This window comes from Candidatus Endoriftia persephonae (assembly GCF_023733635.1).
GTDB lineage: Bacteria > Pseudomonadota > Gammaproteobacteria > Chromatiales > Chromatiaceae > Endoriftia > Endoriftia persephonae.
In genome coordinates this window covers 1,334,242-1,357,194 of sequence record NZ_CP090569.1, presented here as the reverse complement: position 1 = coordinate 1,357,194, position 22,953 = coordinate 1,334,242, and the positions used below count along the sequence as shown (strand labels likewise).

Here is a 22,953-nt window from a genome sequence, read left to right as displayed (position 1 = left end):
ATGATGCATGAGATCCACTGGAGCGCCCAGGCGGGCTTCCCCATCCTCAGCGCGCTACAGCTGCTGCCGCTGCTCGGCATGGCCACCCTGCTCGGCTGGCGGGAGAGCCGCGCAGTACCCCTGCTTGGTACCGGTTTCGCGCTACTGGAGCTGTTGCTGGCGCTGCTGCTGCTGAACTTCTTCGATCCCACGCAAGAGGCGATGCAACTGGCCGAGCGGATGCCCCTGTTTGGCCCGCTTGCCTACCACGCCGCGGTGGATGGGGTGAGCGTGATCTTCATCCTGCTGACGGCGCTGCTCTGTCTGCTGGTTGTGATCTACGGTCAGGTGCGCGAGCTGACCCCTCACGCACTCTTTATGCCACTGGTGCTGGCGGTTGAATCCGCACTGATGGGCATGTTCACCAGCGTCGATCTACTCTGGTTCACCCTGCTCTCGGCGATGGAGCTGGGCCTGGTAGGATTTCTAATCGCTCGCTGGTCCACCTCGCCAGAATCAGAGCTGGCCCAGGCGCGCTACTACCAATTCATGGGCACCGGTCTGCTACTGTTGTTGACCGGCGTCATCATGCTCGGCTGGAACTACGCCGACGCCAACGCTGGCCGCTGGAGCTTCGATCTGTTCGAGCTGCAACAGACGAAAGTGGCGCCCAATTTCCCCTCAGTGATCTTCTTCCTGCTGTTCTATGGTCTGGCGGTGCGCATCCCGCTGTTCCCGCTGCACGGCTGGCTACCGGTAGTGGCGGAACACGGCACAGTGGCGGCGGCGCCGGTGTTTTTAATCGGTCTGAAGATCGGCATCTATGCGATGCTACGCTTTCTGCTACCGCTGATGCCTGAAACAGTGCTGCAGTGGCAGCCGTTCATCGTCGCCTTTGCGGTGGCCGGGGTCTTCTACGCTGCTCTGCTGGCGATGCTACAGGTCAATCTGCGTCGGCTGCTGGCGTTTGCGGTGGTGAGCCATACCAGCGTGTTGCTGATCGGCATGTTCAGCCTCAATCTGGCGGCTTTCGAGAGCAGCGTGATGCTGTCAGTCAACTTCGGTTTGGCAATCACCACCCTGCTATTCATGCTCGGTTTTGTCTATCGCCGCACCCACACCCTGCTGATGGCTCGCCTCGGCGGTCTGTTCGACCACATCCCACTGATCGGCATCGCCTTTCTGATCGGCGGCCTGGCCATCGTCGGGATGCCTGGCACACCAGGTTTCAACGCGGTGCATCTAACCCTGGAGGCGGCGATCCACCGCTTTGGCGCGCTGGTGACCATCGCCGCGGCGCTGGGTAACGTGGCGGCTGCCGGCTTTCTGCTGTGGGCGTTTCAGCGCTCCTTCCTAGCGCCCCAGGATGAGACCCAGGCAGCGCTCAAGGTGGAACCCACCAGCCCGGTTGAGAAGCTGATTGCCGGAGTGATGATCCTGGTGATGTTGAGTGCCGGCTTCTATTCCGAGCCCTGGCTAGGGCTGATCGAAAACTCCCTTGAGGGGCTGAATACGCTCTATGGGGCCGGGGCGCACTGAAGATTCGACCGCTCACGCACCGTGCGGCTCGCGTGAGCGATCATAAGAAGAGACGGAATCGACTGACATGCATGAATCCATTCAGGCGCTCACCGAGGGCCTACCGCTGATCAGCTTGCTGATCCTTTCGCTGCCGCTGGGCGCTAGCCTGATCTGGCTGCTGCCGGGAGAATATCTGGCGCGCTGGGTGGCACTGTTCATCGCACTGATCGATCTGTTGCTTGCGGTAACGATCCTGTTGGCTTTCGACCCGGGCCAGTCGGGGTTTCAGTTTGTCGAGCAGAGCAACTGGATCTCCTCGCTGAATATCCACTACCGGGTCGGCGTGGATGGCATATCGGTGCTGTTCCTGCCGCTGACGGTGCTGCTGTTTCTCGGCGTGGTGCTCTCCTCTTGGAGCAGCACACGCAGCATGCCACGTCTCTACTACACCCTGCTGTTGCTGCTGGAGAGCAGCAGCCTGGGGATCTTCTGCTCGCTGGATACGGTGCTGTTCTTCCTGTTTTGGGAGCTGACTCTGCTGCCGCTCTACTTCCTTATCAGCTTCTGGGGAATCGGCGCCAACCGCCGCTACGCCGCGGTCAAATACACCCTGTTTATGCTCGCTGGCGGCATCCCGATCCTGTTTGGTTTTATCCTGCTCGCCTTCGGCCAGGCCGAGCTCAGCGGTACGGCCCCACCCGTGGGTCTGGTATTTGATTACGAAACCCTACTCAACAATCCCCTGCCGGCCGAGATGCAAACCCTGGTGTTCTTCCTACTGCTGCTCGGCTTTGCCTTTAAGACCCCGCTGTTCCCACTCCACACCTGGCTGCCGGTGGTGGCGATGGAGGGACCGGTGGCGATCGCCGCGCTGATGACCGGGCTCAAGCTGGGGGCCTACGGTATCATCCGCTTTGTAGTCCCGATGGCGCCGGCTGCGGCGCAGGAGTTCCACTGGCTGCTGGCCGGTCTGGGCGTGATGGGGATCCTCTACGGTGCGGTGCTGGCGATCGCCCAGACCAACCTGCGCCGCATGCTCGCCTATGCCAGTATCAGCCATGTCGGGCTGGTATTGCTGGGAATCGCCTCGTTCACTATCCAGGGCTTTCAGGGGGCGCTGTTTCAGCTGCTCAACTTCACCATCATCGCCGGCGGGCTCTATATCGTGACCGGCTTCCTGCACCATCGCATCGGCTCTACCGATCTGATCAACCTGGGTGGCGTGGCCCAGTCGATGCCGCTGCTGACCGCTTTCTTCCTGCTGTTCGGCCTGGCGAGTATGGGAGTGCCGGGCACCAACGGTTTTCCCGCCGAGTTTCTGGTGCTGGTGAGTGCGCTGGGCAGCCACACCGGCGCCGGGCTGGCGGCGCTGTTCGGTATGGTGCTGGGTGCCGGCTATTTTCTCAGCCTCTACCGCCGCGCATTCCTGGGGCCTGCCCGCTCTGCGGTGGTCATCGACGCCCTGGATCTGCGCCGCCGCGAGCTGCTGGTGGCCAGCGTGATCGCCTTCCTGGTACTCGCCATCGGCCTCTATCCCAACAGTGTGTTGGAGACCACCCGGGTCGCCAGTGAGGCCTGGGTGGCGCATCTGCTGACTCAATGACGCCGCTGCAGCGCCAGGCCGAGGCGCAGACCCTGGAGCTGTTGCTGCAGGCACAGGATCAGTTCAAAATCCGACTGCCTGAAGTGCGTATCACTTTTGATCTGCGAGGGCGCAGCGCCGGCATGCTGCGGCTGCCGCGGTCAGGCGCGGCGGTTATCCGCTACAATGCCCAGCTGCTGACGGAAAACGACCCGCAGTTCATCGCCCAAACGGTCCCCCACGAAGTTGCCCACCTGGTAGCCATGACGCTGCATGGCAGAGGGATCCGCCCACATGGAGCGGAGTGGAAGGCGGTGATGGAGGCATTTGGAGCCGCACCGGAGCGTTGCCACCAATTTGATGTCAGCCGCACTTCTAGACGCCGGTTGCGCCGCTTTACCTACCAATGCAACTGCAGGGAGCACCAGCTCAGCAGCATCCGTCACAACCGTGCTCAGCGGGGCACCCGCTACCTCTGCCGACACTGCAAGACATCTCTACGCCCAGTTGAATAATTTTAGAGACCAAGGGCACTTCAGATCACACACTTCCCATCACCTCTCATAAAGAGGAGCGAAGCACACGCCGCCCTGCGTAACCACTGAAATCTTCCGTGCTTTACGCTCTCTACCAATTGACGATTCACGACCCGCCTCACCGGCTTGTATTCACCGGGCCAGTATCCTAGCTTGTCAAATAGATGGAAGCGAAAAACTGTCGGAGAATGACGATGCCCAGGATTATTCGCCTTTTTTGGATGCTGTTCCTGTTAAGTGTGCCGCTTTCTCTTCCTGCACTCGATTTCGAGGTGACGGCCCAGACCACCGACTGCTCCGGTGACATCGGGTTCTATTCTCCTCCTTCGATTCCCGGGATCCCTATAAGATGCAGTCAGCGGACTGCACCGACCCCAACACCGGCCAAAAGCTGCAGCAGGTGCTACTGAAATCCAAATCAGGTCTGGTCAGCTACGACGTGATCTGGGTCACTCAGGAGGAGGCCCGCAACATCCTGCAACAGATCAAGGAGATCAAGGCGGCCAAGATCAAGCGCATGGCCCGTCCCGAGGTGATGATCCAGAAAGAGACGGTGATCCGCCACGAACGACCGATTGCTGCGCCCACCGTCACCCGTTCGGCCCCGCCGGCGCGCAGCGACCTGCCCGGCCCGGTGATCAACATCATCGATCCGCCCATTGCCAATACCCGCTCCATCACCAATGTCATCACACCGACGGATGCCGACAAGCGCACCGTGGTGGGCAAGATCAACGCCCCCGCCGGCCTGATCTCCTTGACCATCAATGGCAAGTCTCACAAAGTGGACGAACACGGCATCTTCAAGGCCGAGGTGCCGGTGACCCGTTCCAAGACGCCCGTGACCATCGTCGCCGTGGACAATCAGGGCAAACGGGACACGGTGGAATTCCGGCTGCTGCCCGAACCCCTGCAGGAGCAGCCTGAGACTGGCGCCGGTGTCGACAACGATCCGAGCGTCTTCGGAAACTATCATGCCCTGATCATCGCCAATGCCCGTTATGAAAAACTTGATGACCTCTCCACCCCAAAAAACGATGCGGATGCGATCGCCGATATCCTCAAGCAGCGCTATGGATTCACCGTCACCCGACTCTACGACGCGACCCGCTACGAGATCCTCTCCGCTCTGAACAAGACCCGCCGGGAACTCACCGAAAAAGACAACCTGCTGCTCTACTACGCCGGCCACGGTGAGTATGACAAGACCTACAACCGGGGCCACTGGCTGCCGGTTGATGCGGAAACCGACAGCACCGCAAACTGAATCTCCACCGTGGCGATCACCGACATCCTCAACGCCATGTCGGCGAAGCATGTACTGGTGGTGACCGACTCCTGCTACTCCGGAGCCCTCACACGGGCCGTCAACACTGAACTCGATCCCGGCATGTCGGAAAAGACCCGCATGAAATGGCTCAGGGTCATCGCCAAGGCCCGATCTCGCTACGTGTTGACCTCCGGCGGTGTGAGACCGGTATTGGATGACAGCGGAAATGGACACTCCATGTTTGCCAATGCGCTCATCGATGTACTGAGCGAGAGCAAGGGGATACTCGAGGGTGCCAAACTGTTCCGCGAGGTCAAGTCACGGGTGTCAGCCCGGGCCGAGGAACTCAACGTTGATCAATCCCCTCAATACGCCCAGCTCAAGCGCACCGGTCATGAGTTTGGGGAATTCCTTCTGGTTGGTCAGCGTTGATACCAGATACTCGCTGTAGTTGGAATGCTTCACTCCATGGATGAATTCAGGGCGGCGCTGGACGACTTTTTTACCGGACGCATGGATCTGGATAGGTTGTTGGGCAGGCTCGACGCCCAACTGCTGCTACATCCGAATAGCCAGACGGAACTCGCCACACTATTGGACGAGTTGCAGCGCAGTAACCGGATCCCGGCCCAGATCGTCACCTCCCTGCGTGCCCGTCTCGCTCAATATACGGAATCCGCGGAGGATGCAGCGGGTGGGGAAACTCGTATCCGTTCGGATCGGGGAACGGGCCATCCGGTCCCGATTTCTAACCAGGCAACTCGTATCGTCGGTACCCCAGTGCCATCTCCCTCCCGCGTTGCTCAAACACAAGCCTCCTCTGCACCACCCCTCTCCTCAGTCCACGCAAGTCGCCCGCTGGTGGGCGACATCCTCAACGGGCGTTTCGTGCTGGAGGATGAGATCGGCCGCGGCGGCATGGGCGTGGTCTACCTGGCAAAGGACCTGCGTAAGGAAGAGGCGAGGGACCGGGATCCTTACGTCGCCATCAAGGTGCTCAACGAAGCGGTGCAGCAGAATCCTGATGCCTTTATCGCTCTGCAGCGGGAGGCCAAGAAGGCCCAACGCCTAGCTCATCCCAACGTGGCCACGGTCTATGATTTCGACCGGGATGGTGACAGGGTCTACATGACCATGGAACTGATGCAAGGCGAGTCGGTGGAGCACCTGATCAAGCAAATCCGGCCCAGCGGTCTGCCCCTGGAGAAGGCCCTACCGATCATCGAGGGGATGGCTCAGGGTCTGGCCTACGCCCATAGAAAGGATATCGTGCATGCCGACTTCAAGCCGGGTAACGCCTTCATCCTGCAGAACGGAGAGATCAAGGTACTCGACTTCGGTATCGCCCGCGCCTTTAACCCCCCAGGACAGAACTCTGGCGACGCCACCGTCTTCGATCCCGCCAAATGGGAGGCCCTCACTCCGGCATACGCCAGTTGCGAGATGTTCGACCAGGCGGCCCCCGATCCGCGGGACGATATCTACGCCCTCGGCTGCGTCAGCTATGAACTGCTCACCGGACGCCACCCCTTCGACAAGTTGCCGGCTAACCAAGCCCGCGGTCGAAAATTAATACCCAAACCCATCTCCGGACTCAGCCACCGACAGAATCAGGCACTGGTCCATGCCCTGGCCTTCGAACGCGGTGAGCGCACCCCTGATCTTGAGCAGTTTCTACGGGAGCTGAAGGGTGGAAACGACGCCAACCTCAAGTGGTGGGGGTTGGCAGCGGGTGTCCCCCTGTTGCTGGCAGTTGTGGGGGTCGGGATCTATCTCTGGATAGACGGGGGGACGGACAGGCCGAAGAGTTCACCCCGACCAACGCCGGTGGTCGAACAACCGGCAGAAACAAGGCCGGCTGCAACGATCCCAAGGGAGCTGTTGGAGCCCGATGAAACACCAACGGCCGAGGCTAAACCCAGGCCCAAGGAACTCGATGCCGAAACTCGGGCCAAGGTAGAACGCATCCTGGAGGTAGCCGAGCTTCACCGGATGGTCGGTCGCTATCTGGAACCGAAAGGCAGCAATGCGGTAGAGGCCTATCAGGCGGTCCTCGAGATGGACCCCGGAAACCGGAAGGCCCGGAACGGCCTGGATCAGGTGGCCACCCATTTTACGAACCAGGCCAGGCAGGCCATGGAACAGGGAGATAATTCAGCAGCACAAACCATGCTCAATCAGGGCCTGCGGGCGGTCCCCAAGCACAGGGAGCTCCAGCTTTTGAAAAAACGGCTGCAATCGAAATAAGTAAGCATATTCAGATAACGCAACCGATCTATCATCAGATACTTCAATTCAGAGCGCTGATTGAGCAACTTGGTGAGAGCTGGCTCGACATCTACCTCACCAGCCCAATCTGGCGCTTCGCCCTCTCGACCGGATTATGCGGCGAGGCCGCCTGGTGCGGCATCCTGATGCCCAGCGTGGACCGTGTCGGACGCTACTTCCCCCTCACAGTGGCAGCCCCGCTAGAATCAGGTGGCAATCTGACCGCCCTGCTGCATGACGACAGCCGGTGGTTTTCACGCTGCGAGGAGCTGGCACTGGGCTCGCTGGCGGAAGAGATCCCCCTGGAGGGTTTCGATCAGGCCCTGATCGATCTGCCGCCACCGGTGATCCCCCCTCGTCCTGGGGCAGTCAGCGTCGGTGGCATGGGTCGGTCGGCCTGGCAGTTCGAACTTCCCTCTCTCGAATCCGTCTCCCCGGTGACCGCCGCCCTGAACCAGACCCTTTTAGAACGGGCCTTTCCCGCCTACAGCCTCTGGTGGAGCGAGGGCTCGGAACGGGTTCGTCCCTCCCTGCTGGTCACCGAGGGGCTGCCGCCGATTGAGGGCTTTGCCGCCCTGCTCGACGGCAACTGGGTCAACTGGAACTGGGGCCAGTACCGGGTCACCCTCTCCCCCTCTCCCACGCCAGTGAGTGAAAACGGGAGTAAACCGGACATCAGTGAACCAGCAGAAACGGAAGCCAAATGAACGGAACGTCCACCATACATTGGGATTCCGCCGCATTGAGCCACGTCGGCAAGGTCCGCAAACTGAATGAGGATGCCTACCTCGACCGAAACGAATCGGGCCTCTGGGTGGTGGCAGACGGCATGGGGGGACACAGTTCAGGCGACATGGCCAGCGGCATGATCGTGGAGCGAATGCAGCAACTGCACCTGCCGGGAGTCCTGAGCAAGAAGGTGGATCTGCTGGAAGAGACCCTGCTCGACATCAACCATCAACTGTTGACGGAGGCCGCTCACCGCGGCGGCAACGTGACTATCGGCGCCACGGTTGTGGTGATGCTGGCCCATGCCGCCCACCTGTTGTTGCTCTGGGCCGGCGACAGCCGCGCCTACCGTTTTCGCGATGGCGAACTGACCCAACTGACCCAGGATCACACCCAGGTGGAAGAGCTGGTGGCAGGGGGCCTGCTGCTGCGGGAAGACGCGGAGAACCACCCCGCCTCCAACGTGGTCACCCGGGCGGTGGGGGCGGTAGAAGAGCTCTATGTCGACATGGGCGATACCCAGGTCGAACCGGGCGACCTCTACCTGCTCTGCAGTGACGGCCTCAACAAGGAGGTGGCGGACCGGGAGATCGGGGAGATTCTGGCCATGCAGTTGCCCCCCGAGAACTACTGCCACCGGCTCATCGACCTCGCCCTAGACCGTGGGGCTAGAGACAACGTCACCGTGGTGGTAGCCCGAGCCGATGCGGGGCCGCCCGAACAAATATGACGGATTTCAGGATCCTGTTGAACGGGCTCAGTCAAGGCGCCATTGACGCCGACGAGTTGATCGAGCGATTGTCCCGGATCGCCGAAGAAGCCCCGCAACAGATTCCCGAACTGATTGAGGCGGTAGACGAAGGCTTTCGCGCCGGCCACCTGCCACCCCAAATCCACGCCATGCTGCTGGCCCGGATCGAGATGCCAGCCCCCGCCAAAGCGGAAACTCCGGTGCTTCCCCCCGGGGTTGACTAGGAGCCCCCTCGGGACGGCAGCACCCGTATCACCGGCAGTGACAATGCAACCCGGGTAGTCGCAGGCCCCGGCAAGGAACCCGTGATCGACGACGAAGCAACGCGCATCGCCAGCGGTCCGACACCTCGCCCCCCTCTCGGCGACGAGGCCACCCGGGTTGCCAGCAGGCGTACTGTGCACCGCCCATGACACCCTCCCAGACCTCCAACGGCTCCTCCTGGGCCGATACCAGCGGGATGGGGACCACCACCTCATCGCATCGGATCAGTCACGAGCCCGCAGTAGGCGACACCCTCAAACAACGTTTTGAACTGGTGGAGGAGATCGGTCGCGGCGGTATGGGCGTGGTCTTCAAGGCCCTAGACCAACGCAAGGTCGAGGCAAAGGATCGTAACCCCTACGTTGCCCTCAAGCTGCTGAACGAGAGTTTCAAACAGCACGCCGCCTCCCTGATGGCGCTGCAGCGGGAGGCGCGCAAGGCCCAGGACCTGAAACACCCCAACGTCATCGGCATTTTCGACTTCGACAAGGACGAACATGGTAACTACTTCATCGCCATGGAGTTCCTCGAGGGCAGCCCCCTCGACAAGATAATCAAGAAGCTGCGCGGCACCGGCATGCCACCGGAGCAGGCGCTGAAACTGATCACCCAGATGGGGCTGGCGCTGGCGGCCGCCCACAATCACAAACCGGGCATCATCCACTCCGACTTCAAACCCGGCAACGTCTTCCTCACCCGGGATGGCGAGGTCAAGGTCTTCGATTTCGGCATCGCCCGGGCGGCCAAGCCGAAGATCCCCCAGGCCGGCAGCGATGTCACCGCCTTCGACGCCGGCACCCTCGGCGCCCTCACCCCCACCTACGCCAGCCTGGGAATGCTGGAGGGCCAGGACCCCGATCCCCGGGACGACATCTATGCCCTGGCCATCGTCGCCTACGAACTCTTCACCGGCGGCCGCCCCTTCGGCCGCAAGCCCACCACCGAGGCGCAAAGCAAGGGGTTACGCCCGAAACGGGTCAAGGGCCTGACCCGGCGCCAGTGGAAAGGGCTGCAGCGGGGGCTGGCCTTCCAACGCGAAGACCGCACCCCCAACGTCGAGCAGTTTCTCGACGAATTGACCCCGAAGAAATCCCGGCTGCCGCTGATCGCCGGGCTCTCCGCCATAGGTGCCGGGCTGCTGGGCTGGCTGTTGGTGCCCGATTACCTGGAGAAGCAGCGCACAACCGAACTGGCGACACAGATCGAAGGCTCCACCCTGGCCCGAATCCCCCAGCTGCTGGAAGACGCCACCGAACTCCGCCCCGAATCCCGGCGGTTGTTGTCCGCCAAGGCCGTAGCCCGCCTCATCGGCATCATCAACCAAGGCACCCCGAAACAGGTCCAGGAAGGTCTGCAAGTTACACAGGAACTCCCTCCCAATCAGAAGCGCGAGGTGATCGCCAGCGCCCGTGAGGCACTCCTCACCTACTACATCAATCTGGCTGATGATGCCTTCGCCCCCCAGGAGGGAAGCTACGACTATGCCGCCGCAGAACGGCAGATGACCCTAGCCAGCACCCTCTACCCCGACTCAATCCAGATCTTCCGCACCACCCAGCGTATGGAGGATGCCCGCAACGATCTGCTCAATCGCCTGGATAGCCGTTTCAACGAAAACCTGAGCGCCGGCCGTCTGCTGCCCGATCCGGTAATGGATGATATGGCAGATGTTCTCGGAATCCTGCGCCAGATCAGCCCCGAACATCCGCTGCTCACCGACCCACGTCTCGCCAATGCCTATAGCCAGCAGGCCAACCGCCTGTTGGCGAAAAATGACGTGGACCGGGCCGCCAGCCTGGCGGAAACAGGCCTGAAACAGTTCCCTGATGACGTGGCGCTGGAGAATCTGGCGGCCCGGGTCCGCCTGCTGCGCAACAAAGAAGAGGCCCAGAGCTTGTTGGCCGACCTGCATCGGGATCTCAAACAGAGGCTGCCCGGCATCGATACGCTCAATGGCTATCGGGAACTGGACGAACAGCTCAAACAGCTGCGCATGATCCAACCTGACGACCCGCTGCTCAGCCAGGCTGAAGCCGGTTTGCGCAAGTTACTTCAGCCGCAGCTGGAACCGCTGATCGCACAGGAGAAGTGGAGCAGCGCCAATACCCTGTTGAAGCAGTTCGCCGGCCAACTCTCTGGCGATTACATGCGGATACAGCAGAAACGTCTGCTCGGCGGCAAACGCGCCCCGGAACTGCTGGCTGAGGAGATCGCCGAGCGCAAACGGGGCATCGAACGGTTGACCGCTGGAGCACGGTTCACCGCCTCCTGGGAACAGGAACTGGAGACGGCGCTGAAAGGTCTTCAAAACCTGATTACGGCGGATGACCCCTGGCTCGGCAAACAGAAGAATGAGATCGCCCGGCTCTACCTACAGCAGGCCGGAAAGGAGCGTGATGCGGGCCAGTTCACAAGAGCCGGCACCCTGCTGAGCCAGAGCGAACGCTTTGCCCCGGCCATGGCGGATCGTTTCAAGGCGGAACACTTGGCGCTGACCAAGGCGGAGTCAGCCTGGGAGCGGGAGAACAGGGAACGCATCCAGCTGGCTCGAGTAGAGGGCACCAAACAGTCCCTGCTCACCCAGGCCAAGGCAAATGACGTTACCCAGGCCCACAAGACATTGCAGGAGTTGCAGCAGGAGTTACCGGCAAATGACCCTTTCCTTCAGGTCACCGGGCCCGAGGCCATTGGCAAGGCCTATCTCCGTCTGGCACAGAGACGGGCCAAGAGAGATGACTTTACCGCGGCCATCAAACTGGTTCGCCACGGTCTGGAGATTGCCCCGGAAATGCCGGAACTTACCGAAAAGCTGAGAGATTTCCAGCGCAAGACCGCGTTTAAAAAGGTTGGCCAGGCGCTGAAGAAACGGCCACCCAACAAACTTCGCGCACTCGATGCCGAGTTACAGCAGTTGCAACAGGAATATCCCGAGCAGTACCCCGTGGCCGAGGAAAAATATGCCGCACTGCTCATCAAGCGTGTTGAAACCGCAAGGGATCCAGCGATTGCCGCTTCCCTACTCGTCGTCGCCAGACAACTCTTTCCCGATAACCGGGCATTGACAAAAGTTTCCGTCGCCGAGCCACCGAAGCCGTCGGTTATTGCTGCACGTGGTATAGAGGCGGTCGAGGCAGGGCGTCTCAACGAGGCCCTCAAGCTGCTGCAGGAGGCAAAGGAGAAGGAGTCGGGTCACCCTGATCTGGCGCGCCTCGGTAACTCCCTGAAAGCGCGCTTGGAACAGGCGAAAAGAACCTTTTCCGAACACAAGACTGCACTGAAGGCAAAGGATCGCAAACAGGCCATCACCAAGGTGGAACAGGCCATCAAACTCTGGAACGACCATGCCATCTTCAGGAAAAAACTGAAGGAGTTGCGCCCCCCCTCTTCCAAGGACCGCTGCAATCCAAAATACGCCGGTTATGGCAAGCGCAGCAGCAAGTTCCGTTGCTACGATCTGCTGAATGGGAAACAACGGGGGCCCATCATGGTAGTGGTGCCCGCGGGTGGGGGGAGCGCCACGCCCTACGCCATCGGTCGCTACGAGATCTCCGTCGGTGACTACAATACCTATTGTCGGTTGAGCAGCAAGTGTAAACCCCTCTCAGGGAAAAACACCAAGCTGCCTTTGAACAACATCTCACTGCAGACGGCCCAGGCCTACGCCGAGTGGCTGAGCAAAAAGACCGGTCATAACTACCGGCTGCCACGAGAGGAGGAATGGCTGCACGCCGCCAGGGCTAAAGGGCGTCAACCTGCCGGCTCAGATTTCAATTGCCTGCTGCTCAGCGGTGGTTCGGTGGTCAAGGGTGGCGCACCCATCGAGGTCAATGTGGCACCGCAGAACACCTGGGGTCTGTTCAATTATGTGGGCAACCTGCAGGAGTGGGTGATCGGCCCAAACGGTAGCAAGGTCATGGGCGGTCACTACAACTCACCGGCAGCCACCTGCAGTATTAAACTCAACCAACAGCACGGAGGCGCTGCCGAGCAGATCACCGGATTCCGGCTTCTGCGTGAGATCAAAGGGTAGGCCATGAGCAACACGCAGCCCCAAATCAGATTGCGGCAACTGGCACGGGAGTTCGCTGAGGGCCGTATCGACCGGGAGAGCTACCGCACTCGGCGTGCCGGGTTGCTGGATGCCCTGTCACCATCGGACAAGGCGGCACCGGCTTCAAATACACCGGCATCCGCCTCCGCAACCCATTCCATCCTCCCCCTCGCCGCCGCTGCCGGTGGTCTGTTACTGGTGGCGGGGGCCGGATTGTTTCTCCTCTTCACGGCGAAGGACGAACCGCTCGCACCAGCACCTGCTGTGCCACCTGAAACGCAACCTCCTACACCCATGGTCGAATCGCCCCCGCCACCCGTAATTCCAGAAACAGGGGCCGCACTGGCAACGGTGTTACGGGGGTTCGTGCAGGCAGGCGACTGGAGTAAGGAGAGCCAGGAGCAGCTTCTGCAGGAGTGGCAAAGCCGGGGAGCGCAAGCTCAGGCGGAGGCAAAATCCTCACGATGGTTCCGCGTCCTGGAAACCGATTTCCGGTCACGGCTTGAGGAGGAGCGCGGACTGGCTGCAGGCAGCAATGGAGAGATCGTAAAATCGCTGGTGGATTTCGGCCACCGGCTGGAGTTGCAAAACACTACCGAGAAAAACACGCTCCCCTCCGCTTCTGCGCCTGAGGTAAAATCCCGCCCGCTTCCAGCCCCAACCGAACGGCCCGTCAACCACAAGACACCCGCACCGTCCCCAACAGCACCATCCAGACCAGTAACCGCTGCAGCGCCGAAACCAAAGGCGGCAGCGTCGACTAAAGCCCCGATTAAACAAACCTTAGCCAAAGAGTCGGTGCAACAAAAAATTGAAACTCAGCCGAGGACGCCCACCTCGCGCAAGCAACGATCCAGCGTGGAGGTCCCTGTTCCCCGAGGTTGCCGGCCGCGCTTTACCAGCCCTAACCAGGTTCAGTGTCAAGACAGCCTCCAGACTGGTGAGCGGGGGCCGTGGCTCACTGTGCTGCCTGGGGGACTGTTTGTCATGGGCAGCGACAGCGAACCCCAAGAACAGCCGGTACACCTGGTCAATATCGCCTACCCCTTCGCCATCGCCACCCATGAGATCAGCTACCGGGAGTATGCCCGCTTCTGCCGGGAGAGTGGCACGGTCTGCCCTGAGCAGCCATGGAATCGCGCTGACCTTCCGGTGGTCAACGTAAGCTGGGACGATGCCCAACGTTACACTACCTGGCTCGCAAAGCAGACGGGCAAGGGCTACCGCCTGCCTACCGAGGCGGAGTGGGAATATGCCGCACGGGCAGGCAGCACCGGCCCCTATCCCGTAGCCGAGGCCGACCTCGGCAGTTATGCTCACTATGCCCGTCACGGTGGTGAGGACGCACCGCAAGCCAGCAAGCCGCAACGCACCAATCCCAACGCCTTCAGCCTGTTCCACATGGCCGGTAACGTCCAAGAGTGGGTCCTGGACAACTGGCATGACGATCACGCCGGCGCCCCCGCCGACGGCAGTCCCCATTTCGACCAGAGTTCAGACCGGCGCGTCGTGCGCGGGGCGGCTACAATGAAACCGCCGGGTCCTTGCGCTCATCCGCCAGGTCATCCTTACCCCAGACCAGGGCCAACCGCTACACCGGCTTTCGCGTCGTGCGGGACATCTATCTCAAGCCCGATCAGGCAAACCTGGAAAAATGGGGCGACTGGTGGCTGTCACGCCAGGATAAGCAGCACTATACGGTGCAGCTCTTTAGCCTCAAACGGCTGGACAGGCTGGGAGAGCTCGTCGAACACCACCCTGACCTTCCCCTCAAGCTGGTCAGCTCAAACGAGACAGGCTTCAACTACCGGATCCTCTACGGGCTCTTCACGACCAAATCTGCCGCGGAAAACGCCTTCAAAGCCCTGCCCGCTTCTTTGCGCAAACAAGTGCCTCGCTTGCTGATAAAAGAGATTGGTGAGTTGTAAATGAGATTCTTGACAGAAAGAGTGGGTAAAACACTGCGTGTGGAATTACACCAATCCAGCTTGGCTGCGAATGAAAGCAATTTATTGGCCCAACCCTTTGTTGATTCAGATCAACAGAGTAAATGTATTATCAAAAATTGGAGATGCTTTAGGGTTGACCGACAACATTTTATCATTCCAGCCAATTGCAGCCCTCATCGGCCCTGGAACCACATTAGCTCATACTGCCACAGGCATATCAGTGGCTGTTCTCGTCCTTAACCTGATCATTAATATTATTAATTGGATAAATGCATGGGAAGCAGGAGACCGTCTATATGGATTTCGCGCAGTTGCCTATACAATCACGGCATGGGCATTTGACGAAACCATCCCTTCATCTTCCAACAGATATCTAAAGCGAGCAAAAGAAAAAACGGGAGCGTACGCTGACTGCTTTGCCTTTCTTGGCGAAGAAGAAAAACGTTGGCACAAAGCATGGAAAGAAGCTAGCAATGCTGCAGTAAAACGATTAGATAAGCTTGCTAATGATGAACTTATGGGTCGCAAATCGACGCTCAAGAAGTACCTAAGATTCATAAGCAATGATAACAAAGAGGATCTTTGCTCGGCTGTACTGAAAGGAATGGAAAAGAAGCTCGATGATTATCAAGCTGAACTGATGAGGCATGGATATGATATTAAATATCCGCATTGAACTCGAGGACAATAGGGGACAGACCAGAGGACAATAGGGGACAGACCACGGTTTATCGCTCAAGAGTTTCCTAGTGGCTAGCCCAAACCGGTTTTGACTCCCCCGGCAACGAGGAGCCCATCGGAACATCAAGCCGATTCCTGCATTCCCTTACACTCAATATCGCGGCGACTCGTAGGCCTGTTCTTCCTGCCCTTTTTTTATGGGACGTACGTAGATCTCGACCCGGCGGTTGAGCTGGCGGTCCCCCTCAGTCTCATGAGAGGCCCGTGGCTCCGATCTCCCCCGCCCCTCGACCCGGATGCGTGCAGCAGGCACACCCTGATCCTCAAGAAAATAGGCAACATTTTCGGCCCGGCGCTCGGACAAGTGCTGATTATATTCCGCCGTGCCCGTATCATCTGCATGCCCCACTACATGCACCACGGTCTGGTTGTATTTGACCAGGATCCTGGCTAGCTTCTCCAGGGTAGATTCAAAACTTGGTTTGATCGCCGCGCTGTCGAAGGCGAATGACACCTCATTGTTGAGGTTCAATTTCAGAGTATCGTCTTCGTAGCGCTGGATAGCGAGTTCCTGTTTCTCCCGCTCTTCGGCGAGTTCCTTTTCGAACGAACGCTGCTGCTCGTCCATATAAACCCCGACCATCGCTCCAGCAAAGGCACCTACCGCGGCACCAACAATTTTACCGTGCTTGTCGTCAAGCTGGTGGCCAACCACCGCACCGGCAATGGCGCCGATGGCAGCGCCGGATTTTGCATTCCGATCGGGATCGCCCGTGGCGCAAGCGGAGAGCAGCGAGGCGGCGACCAGAAATGTTGCAACAGCCTGACGCTGGCGTATTCCCCACCTCTTAGCAACCCCTTCGGTCGAGATATGAAACACTGCATAGATCGACACTGTTGCTGCCCGTCCTGTCTGCTCAAAATGGGACTAATAAACCTAATTTCTTAATAGCATAATCCCGGGATAAGAAAAACCAAAGCCTGCCGGAGACGACCTTCCCAGAGTTGGCGCTTTTCAGATTCGGACTGGGGAATGACACAGAGCTTCGAGTTATGTTTTCTGGCTCTTTCTGAACGACCGTCCCCCGGCCATTAAATCTGAGGGCTGCGAGAACCCTGCGTTATGAAGATCGCTAAGAACATCAACCTACTCTGAGGGCTGATGCCGAGATCATCGAAGCCTCCCGCTCGCCTGCCCCTATCTCATCCATCACAAACCCTGGAGACTCAGAAAGAGCAAGGAGATAAGCAAAGGCCTCATGGCAGCTAGAGAAGCCACCGACCCGTTCGACAGTGTAGCGCCAGGCCAGCATTTCACGAACTGCTAGGCTTCGAGGAGTTCCTGCGGGAGAAACAAAGATGGAGCCTGAAGCAGATTCAGACCTTGCGAGAACACACCCGCAAGAGCATCACGAATCTCTATCGGACGGGCATGAATGGACGATAAGGAGATGCTGGCGGTTGGAAATCGAGCCGTGCTCCCAACTCAGCGCCACAAAGTTTGCGCAACCGCTTTTCTTTATCTTGGCTGCGTCCCTGCAACCCACTGAAAGTATTATAAAAAACTGGTCCGGGCGAGATGATTCGAACATCCGACCCCCACAACCCCATTGTGGTGCGCTACCAAGCTGCGCTACGCCCGGAGATTCTGGCGATACAGGCCAATCGACCTGGCTCCAGATCCCCGCGGATCCACCTCCCATCTGGCGGGAAAATTAGCAGCTCCGCAAAGGAGGGGGAATACTATGCAGTTACCCTGCTGTTGTCAATCGTAAAAGACTACCTCTTGAGGATCTGAAGTAGATCCTCAAGTTCCATGCGCAACTGCTTGACGATCTGCTGACTCTGGATGTGGTCATCCTTAGCATGCTCACCTGACATCTGCTGTCGGGCGCCACCGATCGTGAAGCCCTGCTCGTAGAGCAGGCTGCGGATCTGGCGGATCATCAGCACATCGTGGCGCTGATAATAGCGGCGGTTTCCACGCCGTTTTACTGGTTTGAGTTGGGGGAACTCCTGCTCCCAATAGCGCAGCACATGAGGTTTCACCTGGCAAAGATCGCTGACTTCACCGATGGTGAAATAGCGTTTGCCAGGGATCGCAGGCAGTTCAACGTTACTGCTGTTGGGATCCAGCATAGGCTTCCACTCGCGCCTTGAGTTTCTGGCCCGGCCGGAAGGTTACCACTCGGCGGGCGGAGATCGGGATCTCTTCTCCGGTTTTTGGGTTACGACCGGGACGCTGCTTTTTCTCACGCAGGTCAAAATTTCCGAAGCCTGAGAGCTTCACCTGACTGCCTTCCTCAAGAGCACGGCGGATCTCTTCAAAAAACATCTCCACCATCTCTTTGGCTTCACGTTTGTTGAGGCCCAACTCATCAAAGAGCCTTTCAGCCATATCAGCTTTGGTCAGTGACATACCCTACTCTCTCAACTTCGCGCCAAGCTCATCGGCTAACCGTTTGAGCACAGCATCGACCACCGCATCCACTTCCTCGTCCGTAAGAGTGTGGGAAGATTCCTGTAAAATCAATCCCAAAGCGAGACTTTTTCGCCCCGAATCTACCTTCTCACCAGTATAGACATCAAAAAGACGGATGTCCTTCACAATTTCTGGGGCAGCCGTTTGCACGCAGCGTTTAACCCTGTCGAAGGGGATTTCCGCATCCATCAGCAGTGCAATGTCGCGCCGGATCGAGGGAAACTTGGAGAGCGGAGCAAACGCCGGCAGGCGGCCCGCATTGAGCGCCTCCAGCTCGACCTCGAACAGATAGGTACTGCCATCCAGATCGAGTTGCTGCTCCAGGGCAGGATGCAGCATACCGATCCAACCGATCTGCCGACCAGCAAACTCGATCGCGGCGCTCTGCCCTGGATGCAGCGCCGGGTGCTCGGCAGCACTGAACGCAAATCCTGCCCCTGCCCCGGTCAAGGTAAACAGCGCCTCCAGGTCTGCCTTCAGATCGAAGAAATCGACAGCACGCGCTGCACCGCCCCACTGCTCCGATAACTGCGGACCGGTGATCAGCCCCGCCAACATCTGACGCTGATCGATCTCGCTTGCGCTCTTGAGGAAGCGCAGACCGGACTCAAAGATGCGTACCCGCTCTTGCTGGCGCGACAGATTGTAGCGGGCGGTCTGCAGCAGACCCGGCCAAAGGCTAGTGCGCATCACCGACATGTCAGCCGAGATCGGATTCGCCAGACGCACCCCATCACGCCCCGGATCGAGCTGCTTGTGAAGCTCGGGGCTGATGAAAGAGTAGGTGATAACCTCTTGATAATCCCGTGAAACCAGCAGCTCTTTAGCGCGCAGCAGATCGAAGTCAGCCTCAGCTCGACCACGCAACTCCATGCCAAAGGCACCACGCCGGGTGGGGATGCGCGCATAACCGTAGATGCGCCCGACCTCTTCGATCAGGTCTGCCTCGATGGAGATATCAAACCGACAGCTGGGGGCAGTAACCAGCCAGCCCCCCTCTTCGACGGAGAACTGCATCTCTAGGCGGCTGAGGATATCCTCCACCTCGTCGGTGGAAATCTCGATGCCAAGCAGACGCTGAATGCGCTGATGGCGCAGCAGAATCTGCGGGCGCGCCTCGATCTTCTCCTCGTCACTGACCTCCACCACCGGCCCCGCCTCGCCGCCGACGATATCCAGCAGCAGTGCGGTGGCCCGCTGCATCGCCTGCGCCTGCAACTGGGGATCGACGCCGCGCTCGAAGCGGTGCGAGGAGTCGGTATGCAGGCCATAGGCACGCGCCTTGCCGATGATCGCGGTGGGGCTGAAGAAAGCGCTCTCGAGCAGGATATCGCTGGTCTCGGCGCTGACCCCGGAGCCCTCGCCGCCCATGATGCCGGCCAGCGCCAGCGGACGATTCGCATCGGCGATCAGCAGAGTGTCGGGCTTCAGCTCGATCTCCTGACCACCCAACAGGGTCAGCTTCTCGCCTACCTTGGCCATGCGCACCCGAACCGGCGCACTGAGCTGGCCGAGGTCAAAGCCGTGCATCGGCTGACCCAGCTCCAACAACACGTAGTTGGTCACATCCACCACCGGGCTGAGGCTGCGGATGCCGCTGCGACGCAGCCGCTCCTGCATCCAGATCGGCGTCTCGGCCGTCGGATTGATGCCCTTGATCACCCGACAGAGGTAGCGTGGACAGGCCTCTGTGGCCTCCAGCTGTACCTCGAAGCGGTCATCGATCACCGCCGGCACCTCGTCGATCTGCGGCGAGGTGACCGGGCAGCGATTGATCACGCCGACCTCGCGGGCAATGCCGGCGATGCCCAGGCAGTCGCCCCGGTCTGGGGTCAGATCGATATCGATGGTCTGGTCGTCGAGCTGCAGCCAGTCGCGGAAATCATCGCCAACCGGAGCATCCGCCGGCAGCGGCATAATGCCGTCGGAGCTATCGGCCAGACCCAGCTCACTGGCGGAGCAGATCATGCCGAGGGATTGGACACCGCGCAGCTTGGCCTTCTTGATCTTGAAGTCACCGGGCAGGCGGGCACCGACTACCGCCACCGGCACCCGCATCCCCTCGGCCACATTGGCCGCGCCGCAGATGATCTGCAGCGGCTCTTCAGCATTCACATTGACGCTGCAGATACGCAGCTTGTTGGCATCCGGATGGGGCTCGATGGCGAGTACCTCGCCGACCACTACACCACTGAACGCGGGGGCCACCGGCTCCACCGAATCTACCTCGAGACCGGCCATGCTGAACTGCTCGGCCAGCTCCTCGGTAGCGACCGCAGGGTTGGCCCACTCGCGCAACCAGGCTTCACTGAATTTCATTTTTCTGCCCGTTTTATTGAATCGTTTTCAAACCGCGAATGGACGCGCATCACCGCAATAAAACGCAAATATTTTTTGCGGAAATTAACGGTGACTCGCGTCCATTCGCGACCAATTATTATGCAAACTGTTTCAAGAACCGCAGGTCATTTTCGAAGAAGAGCCGCAGGTCGTTGACCCCGTAGCGCAGCATGGTGAGCCGTTCCACCCCCATGCCGAAGGCGTAGCCGGTGTACTCTTCGCTGTCGATGCCAACGTGGCGAAACACCTCGGGATGGATCATGCCGCAGCCCAGCACCTCCAGCCAGCCGGTGTGACTGCAGACCCGACAGCCCTCACCACCACACATCACACACTCCATATCGACCTCCGCCGAGGGCTCGGTGAAGGGGAAGTAGGAGGGGCGAAAGCGCACCTTCAGATCCTTCTCGAAGAAGCTGCTGAGAAAGTCGTAGATCACCCCTTTGAGATCGGCAAAAGAGACATCCCGATCGATCAGAAAGCCCTCCACCTGGTGAAACATCGGGGTATGAGTTAGATCGGAGTCGCAACGGTAGACCCGCCCCGGCGCGATGATCTTCATCGGTGGCGTGCCACTCTCCATGGTGCGGATCTGCACCGGCGAGGTATGGGTACGCAGCAGCATGTGGGCGTCGAAATAGAAGGTATCGTGCATCGCCCGGGCCGGATGGTGCGCCGGGATGTTGAGCGCCTCGAAGTTGTGGTAGTCGTCTTCGATCTCAGGGCCTTCGTGCACATCAAAGCCGGCATGGGCAAAGAGGCGTTCGATCCGCTCCAGAGTGCGGGTAACCGGATGCAGCCCGCCCTTTGCCAAGCCACGCCCCGGCAGGGTCACATCGATCTGCTCAGAGGAGAGCCGTGCTGCCAATGCCTGTTCTTCAAGCAGCGCCTTGCGCGTCTCGATAGCGCGCTGCAACGCCTGCTTGGCCTGGTTGATCGCCTGCCCCGCCTGCGGGCGCTCCTGTTTTGGCAACTTGCCCAGCTGTTTCAACTGGTCGGTCAGCAGGCCGCTCTTGCCAAGATATTTGACGCGCACTTCATCCAGAGCGGTCAGGTCATCGGCTGAGGCCACTGCGCACTCTGCGTCCGCCATCAGCTGTTGCAGATTCAGCACAGAATCTTTCATCTGTAATCATCCTCGAGAGGGAAACAAAAAAGGGGAAAGGCCCAAAGGCCTTCCCCCTTTATAGACGCCGTTATGCATGCGGACAGCCGCCCACACTCGACGACAGGCTTTAGCTGGAGAGAGCGGCCTTGGCCTTTTCTGCCAGCGCGGCAAAAGCCGGCTTGTCGTGTACCGCCAGGTCGGCCAGCATCTTACGATCGATCTCGACCAATGCCTTGTTCAGGCCGTCGATCATGCGGCTGTAGGAGAGACCGCACTCACGCGCACCGGCGTTGATTCGGGCGATCCAGAGAGCGCGGAACTGGCGCTTCTTCTGGCGGCGGTCGCGGTAGGCGTATTGGCCGGCCTTGATAACCGCCTGCTTGGCGACACGATAGATCTTGCGACGGGCACCGTAATAACCCTTCGCTTCCTTAAGCACCTTCTTATGGCGGGCGCGTGCTTGTACACCACGTTTGATTCTGGACATTCTTCAGTACCGATTCGTTAAAGGTTAGGCGTAAGGCATCATGCGACGGGCGGCAGCCACATCGGACTTGTGCACAGTACCTGGGGAACGCAGATGGCGCTTCCGCTTGGTGCTCTTCTTCGTCAGGATATGACGACGATGTGATGCGTTCCGTTTGAACGAACCGGATGCGGTGCGCTTGAACCGCTTCGCGGCACCACGATTGGTCTTGATTTTTGGCATTGCTTCAACTCCGCAATTTGTGGCGGGATCCCACTATTGGGCCTGCCTTTTTGGTTACTTTTTCTTGGGACCCAGCACCATCACCATCTGGCGGCCTTCCATCGCCGGTTTCTGCTCCACCTGACCATATTCGGCCAAATCGGCTTCCACCCGCTGCAGGAGTTCCAGCCCCAGCTCGCGATGTGCGTGCTCACGACCGCGGAACCGCATGGTTACCTTGGTCTTGTCCCCATCACTAAGGAAACGTACCAGGTTGCGTAGTTTTACCTGGTAATCCCCTGCACCCGTCCCTGGTCGGAACTTCACTTCCTTAACCTGCACCTGCTTCTGCTTCTTCTTGGCCGCCTGTTTCTGCTTCTTCACATCGAACAGAAACTTGCCGTAGTCCATCACGCGGCAGACCGGAGGCTCCGCGTTCGGTACGATCTCAACCAAGTCCATATCCGCCTCGTCGGCCACCGCTTTGGCCTCGCTCAACGAAACGATTCCTAACTGTTCGCCGTCCGCACCCACCAGTCTGATCTGGGGTACATTGATCTCGTCATTCAGGCGATGCTTTTTTGGTGCAGCGATAGTCGCTTCCTCCGCAGAAGTTCAGCTCCAAAACAGGCCGTGATGCCTTACGACGGCCTGCCTGTGGCACATTGGCGTGCCACTGGTTTCGTCAGACAAACCTGACGAAAACCGGTCGACCAAGGCGACTCATTACCTTGATCTATGGTTGAGTTGGCCA

Annotated in this window: 18 protein-coding genes, 1 tRNA gene and 2 pseudogenes; 12 read left to right on the top strand and 9 right to left on the bottom strand. The window is 59.4% G+C overall.

All coding sequences use genetic code 11. The features are described from left to right. The 12 genes and pseudogenes from L0Y14_RS06185 (at nt 1) to L0Y14_RS06130 (ending at nt 15,576) form a co-directional block, all read left to right on the top strand. Nucleotides 1-1,518, top strand: coding sequence for a complex I subunit 4 family protein (locus L0Y14_RS06185; protein ID WP_005965573.1), 1,518 nt, complete (start codon nt 1-3; stop codon nt 1,516-1,518). Nucleotides 1,519-1,585: 67 nt separating this feature from the next. Further along, nucleotides 1,586-3,103 (top strand): complex I subunit 4 family protein, encoded by a 1,518-nt coding sequence (locus L0Y14_RS06180; RefSeq protein WP_006474018.1) that lies wholly within the window; start codon nt 1,586-1,588, stop codon nt 3,101-3,103. Next, nucleotides 3,100-3,597, top strand: coding sequence for a SprT family zinc-dependent metalloprotease (locus L0Y14_RS06175; protein WP_005965567.1), 498 nt, complete (start codon nt 3,100-3,102; stop codon nt 3,595-3,597). Before L0Y14_RS06180 ends, L0Y14_RS06175 begins: the two co-directional genes overlap by 4 nt. Nucleotides 3,598-3,967: 370 nt before the next feature. After that, nucleotides 3,968-5,320, top strand: a pseudogene (locus tag L0Y14_RS06170) (caspase family protein). A gap of 36 nt (nt 5,321-5,356) precedes the next feature. Further along, nucleotides 5,357-7,135: a protein kinase domain-containing protein gene (locus L0Y14_RS06165; protein ID WP_251859281.1), complete on the top strand. Its 1,779-nt coding sequence runs from the start codon at nt 5,357-5,359 to the stop codon at nt 7,133-7,135. Next, nucleotides 7,126-7,863, top strand: coding sequence for a type VI secretion system-associated protein TagF (tagF, locus tag L0Y14_RS06160; protein ID WP_320415586.1), 738 nt, complete (start codon nt 7,126-7,128; stop codon nt 7,861-7,863). The genes L0Y14_RS06165 and tagF overlap by 10 nt, the downstream gene beginning before the upstream one ends. Then, complete coding sequence (locus L0Y14_RS06155) at nt 7,860-8,615, top strand: PP2C family protein-serine/threonine phosphatase (protein WP_040818855.1); 756 nt, start codon at nt 7,860-7,862, stop codon at nt 8,613-8,615. Before tagF ends, L0Y14_RS06155 begins: the two co-directional genes overlap by 4 nt. Nucleotides 8,616-8,632: 17 nt before the next feature. Continuing rightward, nucleotides 8,633-8,860, top strand: coding sequence for a hypothetical protein (locus tag L0Y14_RS06150; RefSeq protein ID WP_006474012.1), 228 nt, complete (start codon nt 8,633-8,635; stop codon nt 8,858-8,860). Nucleotides 8,861-9,045: 185 nt separating this feature from the next. Next, entirely contained in the window at nt 9,046-12,930 is a 3,885-nt protein-coding gene (locus L0Y14_RS06145; protein ID WP_006474011.1) for a protein kinase domain-containing protein, read from the top strand. Nucleotides 12,931-13,245: 315 nt separating this feature from the next. Continuing rightward, nucleotides 13,246-14,424: pseudogene (locus tag L0Y14_RS16640) on the top strand (formylglycine-generating enzyme family protein); the annotation flags it as partial. Nucleotides 14,425-14,495: 71 nt separating this feature from the next. Further along, nucleotides 14,496-14,879, top strand: a complete 384-nt coding sequence (locus L0Y14_RS06135) for an SPOR domain-containing protein (RefSeq protein WP_050799327.1) — start codon at nt 14,496-14,498, stop codon at nt 14,877-14,879. Nucleotides 14,880-14,949: 70 nt separating this feature from the next. Then, nucleotides 14,950-15,576 carry a hypothetical protein gene (locus L0Y14_RS06130; RefSeq protein WP_251859280.1) on the top strand — a complete coding sequence of 209 codons (627 nt, stop codon included), beginning with the start codon at nt 14,950-14,952 and terminating at the stop codon, nt 15,574-15,576. 156 nt (nt 15,577-15,732) lie between these two features. On the opposite strand, the gene L0Y14_RS06125 is transcribed toward L0Y14_RS06130, so the two are convergent. The 9 genes from L0Y14_RS06125 to infC form a co-directional block, all read right to left on the bottom strand. Further along, complete coding sequence (locus tag L0Y14_RS06125) at nt 15,733-16,476, bottom strand: YiaD family glycine zipper/OmpA-like lipoprotein (protein WP_005964452.1); 744 nt, start codon at nt 16,474-16,476, stop codon at nt 15,733-15,735. A gap of 671 nt (nt 16,477-17,147) precedes the next feature. Continuing rightward, nucleotides 17,148-17,224, bottom strand: a tRNA-Pro gene (locus tag L0Y14_RS06120). A gap of 136 nt (nt 17,225-17,360) precedes the next feature. Then, nucleotides 17,361-17,720, bottom strand: a complete 360-nt coding sequence (locus L0Y14_RS06115; protein ID WP_005964446.1) for a MerR family transcriptional regulator — start codon at nt 17,718-17,720, stop codon at nt 17,361-17,363. Then, the gene (ihfA, locus tag L0Y14_RS06110; RefSeq protein WP_005964443.1) at nt 17,698-18,000 is read right to left on the bottom strand and encodes an integration host factor subunit alpha; all 303 of its coding nucleotides are present in this window, start codon (nt 17,998-18,000) and stop codon (nt 17,698-17,700) included. The genes L0Y14_RS06115 and ihfA overlap by 23 nt, the downstream gene beginning before the upstream one ends. A gap of 3 nt (nt 18,001-18,003) precedes the next feature. After that, nucleotides 18,004-20,382: a phenylalanine--tRNA ligase subunit beta gene (gene pheT, locus L0Y14_RS06105; protein ID WP_006474009.1), complete on the bottom strand. Its 2,379-nt coding sequence runs from the start codon at nt 20,380-20,382 to the stop codon at nt 18,004-18,006. Between the two features lie 118 nt (nt 20,383-20,500). Further along, nucleotides 20,501-21,529, bottom strand: a complete 1,029-nt coding sequence (gene pheS, locus L0Y14_RS06100) for a phenylalanine--tRNA ligase subunit alpha (RefSeq protein ID WP_006474008.1) — start codon at nt 21,527-21,529, stop codon at nt 20,501-20,503. 109 nt (nt 21,530-21,638) lie between these two features. Beyond that, nucleotides 21,639-21,998, bottom strand: a complete 360-nt coding sequence (rplT, locus tag L0Y14_RS06095; protein ID WP_006474007.1) for a 50S ribosomal protein L20 — start codon at nt 21,996-21,998, stop codon at nt 21,639-21,641. Between the two features lie 24 nt (nt 21,999-22,022). Next, nucleotides 22,023-22,220: a 50S ribosomal protein L35 gene (gene rpmI, locus L0Y14_RS06090; RefSeq protein WP_006474006.1), complete on the bottom strand. Its 198-nt coding sequence runs from the start codon at nt 22,218-22,220 to the stop codon at nt 22,023-22,025. 54 nt (nt 22,221-22,274) lie between these two features. Next, nucleotides 22,275-22,733, bottom strand: coding sequence for a translation initiation factor IF-3 (infC, locus tag L0Y14_RS06085; protein WP_005964427.1), 459 nt, complete (start codon nt 22,731-22,733; stop codon nt 22,275-22,277). Between the last annotated feature and the right edge of the window lie 220 nt (nt 22,734-22,953).

Coding starts and splice junctions, on each gene's coding strand:
- L0Y14_RS06185 (WP_005965573.1), top strand. CDS start 1: ATGATGCATGAGATCCACTGGAGCGCCCAGGCGGGCTTCCCCATCCTC.
- L0Y14_RS06180 (WP_006474018.1), top strand. CDS start 1,586: ATGCATGAATCCATTCAGGCGCTCACCGAGGGCCTACCGCTGATCAGC.
- L0Y14_RS06175 (WP_005965567.1), top strand. CDS start 3,100: ATGACGCCGCTGCAGCGCCAGGCCGAGGCGCAGACCCTGGAGCTGTTG.
- L0Y14_RS06165 (WP_251859281.1), top strand. CDS start 5,357: ATGGATGAATTCAGGGCGGCGCTGGACGACTTTTTTACCGGACGCATG.
- L0Y14_RS06155 (WP_040818855.1), top strand. CDS start 7,860: ATGAACGGAACGTCCACCATACATTGGGATTCCGCCGCATTGAGCCAC.
- L0Y14_RS06145 (WP_006474011.1), top strand. CDS start 9,046: ATGACACCCTCCCAGACCTCCAACGGCTCCTCCTGGGCCGATACCAGC.
- L0Y14_RS06130 (WP_251859280.1), top strand. CDS start 14,950: ATGAAAGCAATTTATTGGCCCAACCCTTTGTTGATTCAGATCAACAGA.
- L0Y14_RS06115 (WP_005964446.1), bottom strand. CDS start 17,720: ATGCTGGATCCCAACAGCAGTAACGTTGAACTGCCTGCGATCCCTGGC.
- ihfA (WP_005964443.1), bottom strand. CDS start 18,000: ATGTCACTGACCAAAGCTGATATGGCTGAAAGGCTCTTTGATGAGTTG.
- pheT (WP_006474009.1), bottom strand. CDS start 20,382: ATGAAATTCAGTGAAGCCTGGTTGCGCGAGTGGGCCAACCCTGCGGTC.
- pheS (WP_006474008.1), bottom strand. CDS start 21,529: ATGAAAGATTCTGTGCTGAATCTGCAACAGCTGATGGCGGACGCAGAG.
- rplT (WP_006474007.1), bottom strand. CDS start 21,998: ATGTCCAGAATCAAACGTGGTGTACAAGCACGCGCCCGCCATAAGAAG.
- rpmI (WP_006474006.1), bottom strand. CDS start 22,220: ATGCCAAAAATCAAGACCAATCGTGGTGCCGCGAAGCGGTTCAAGCGC.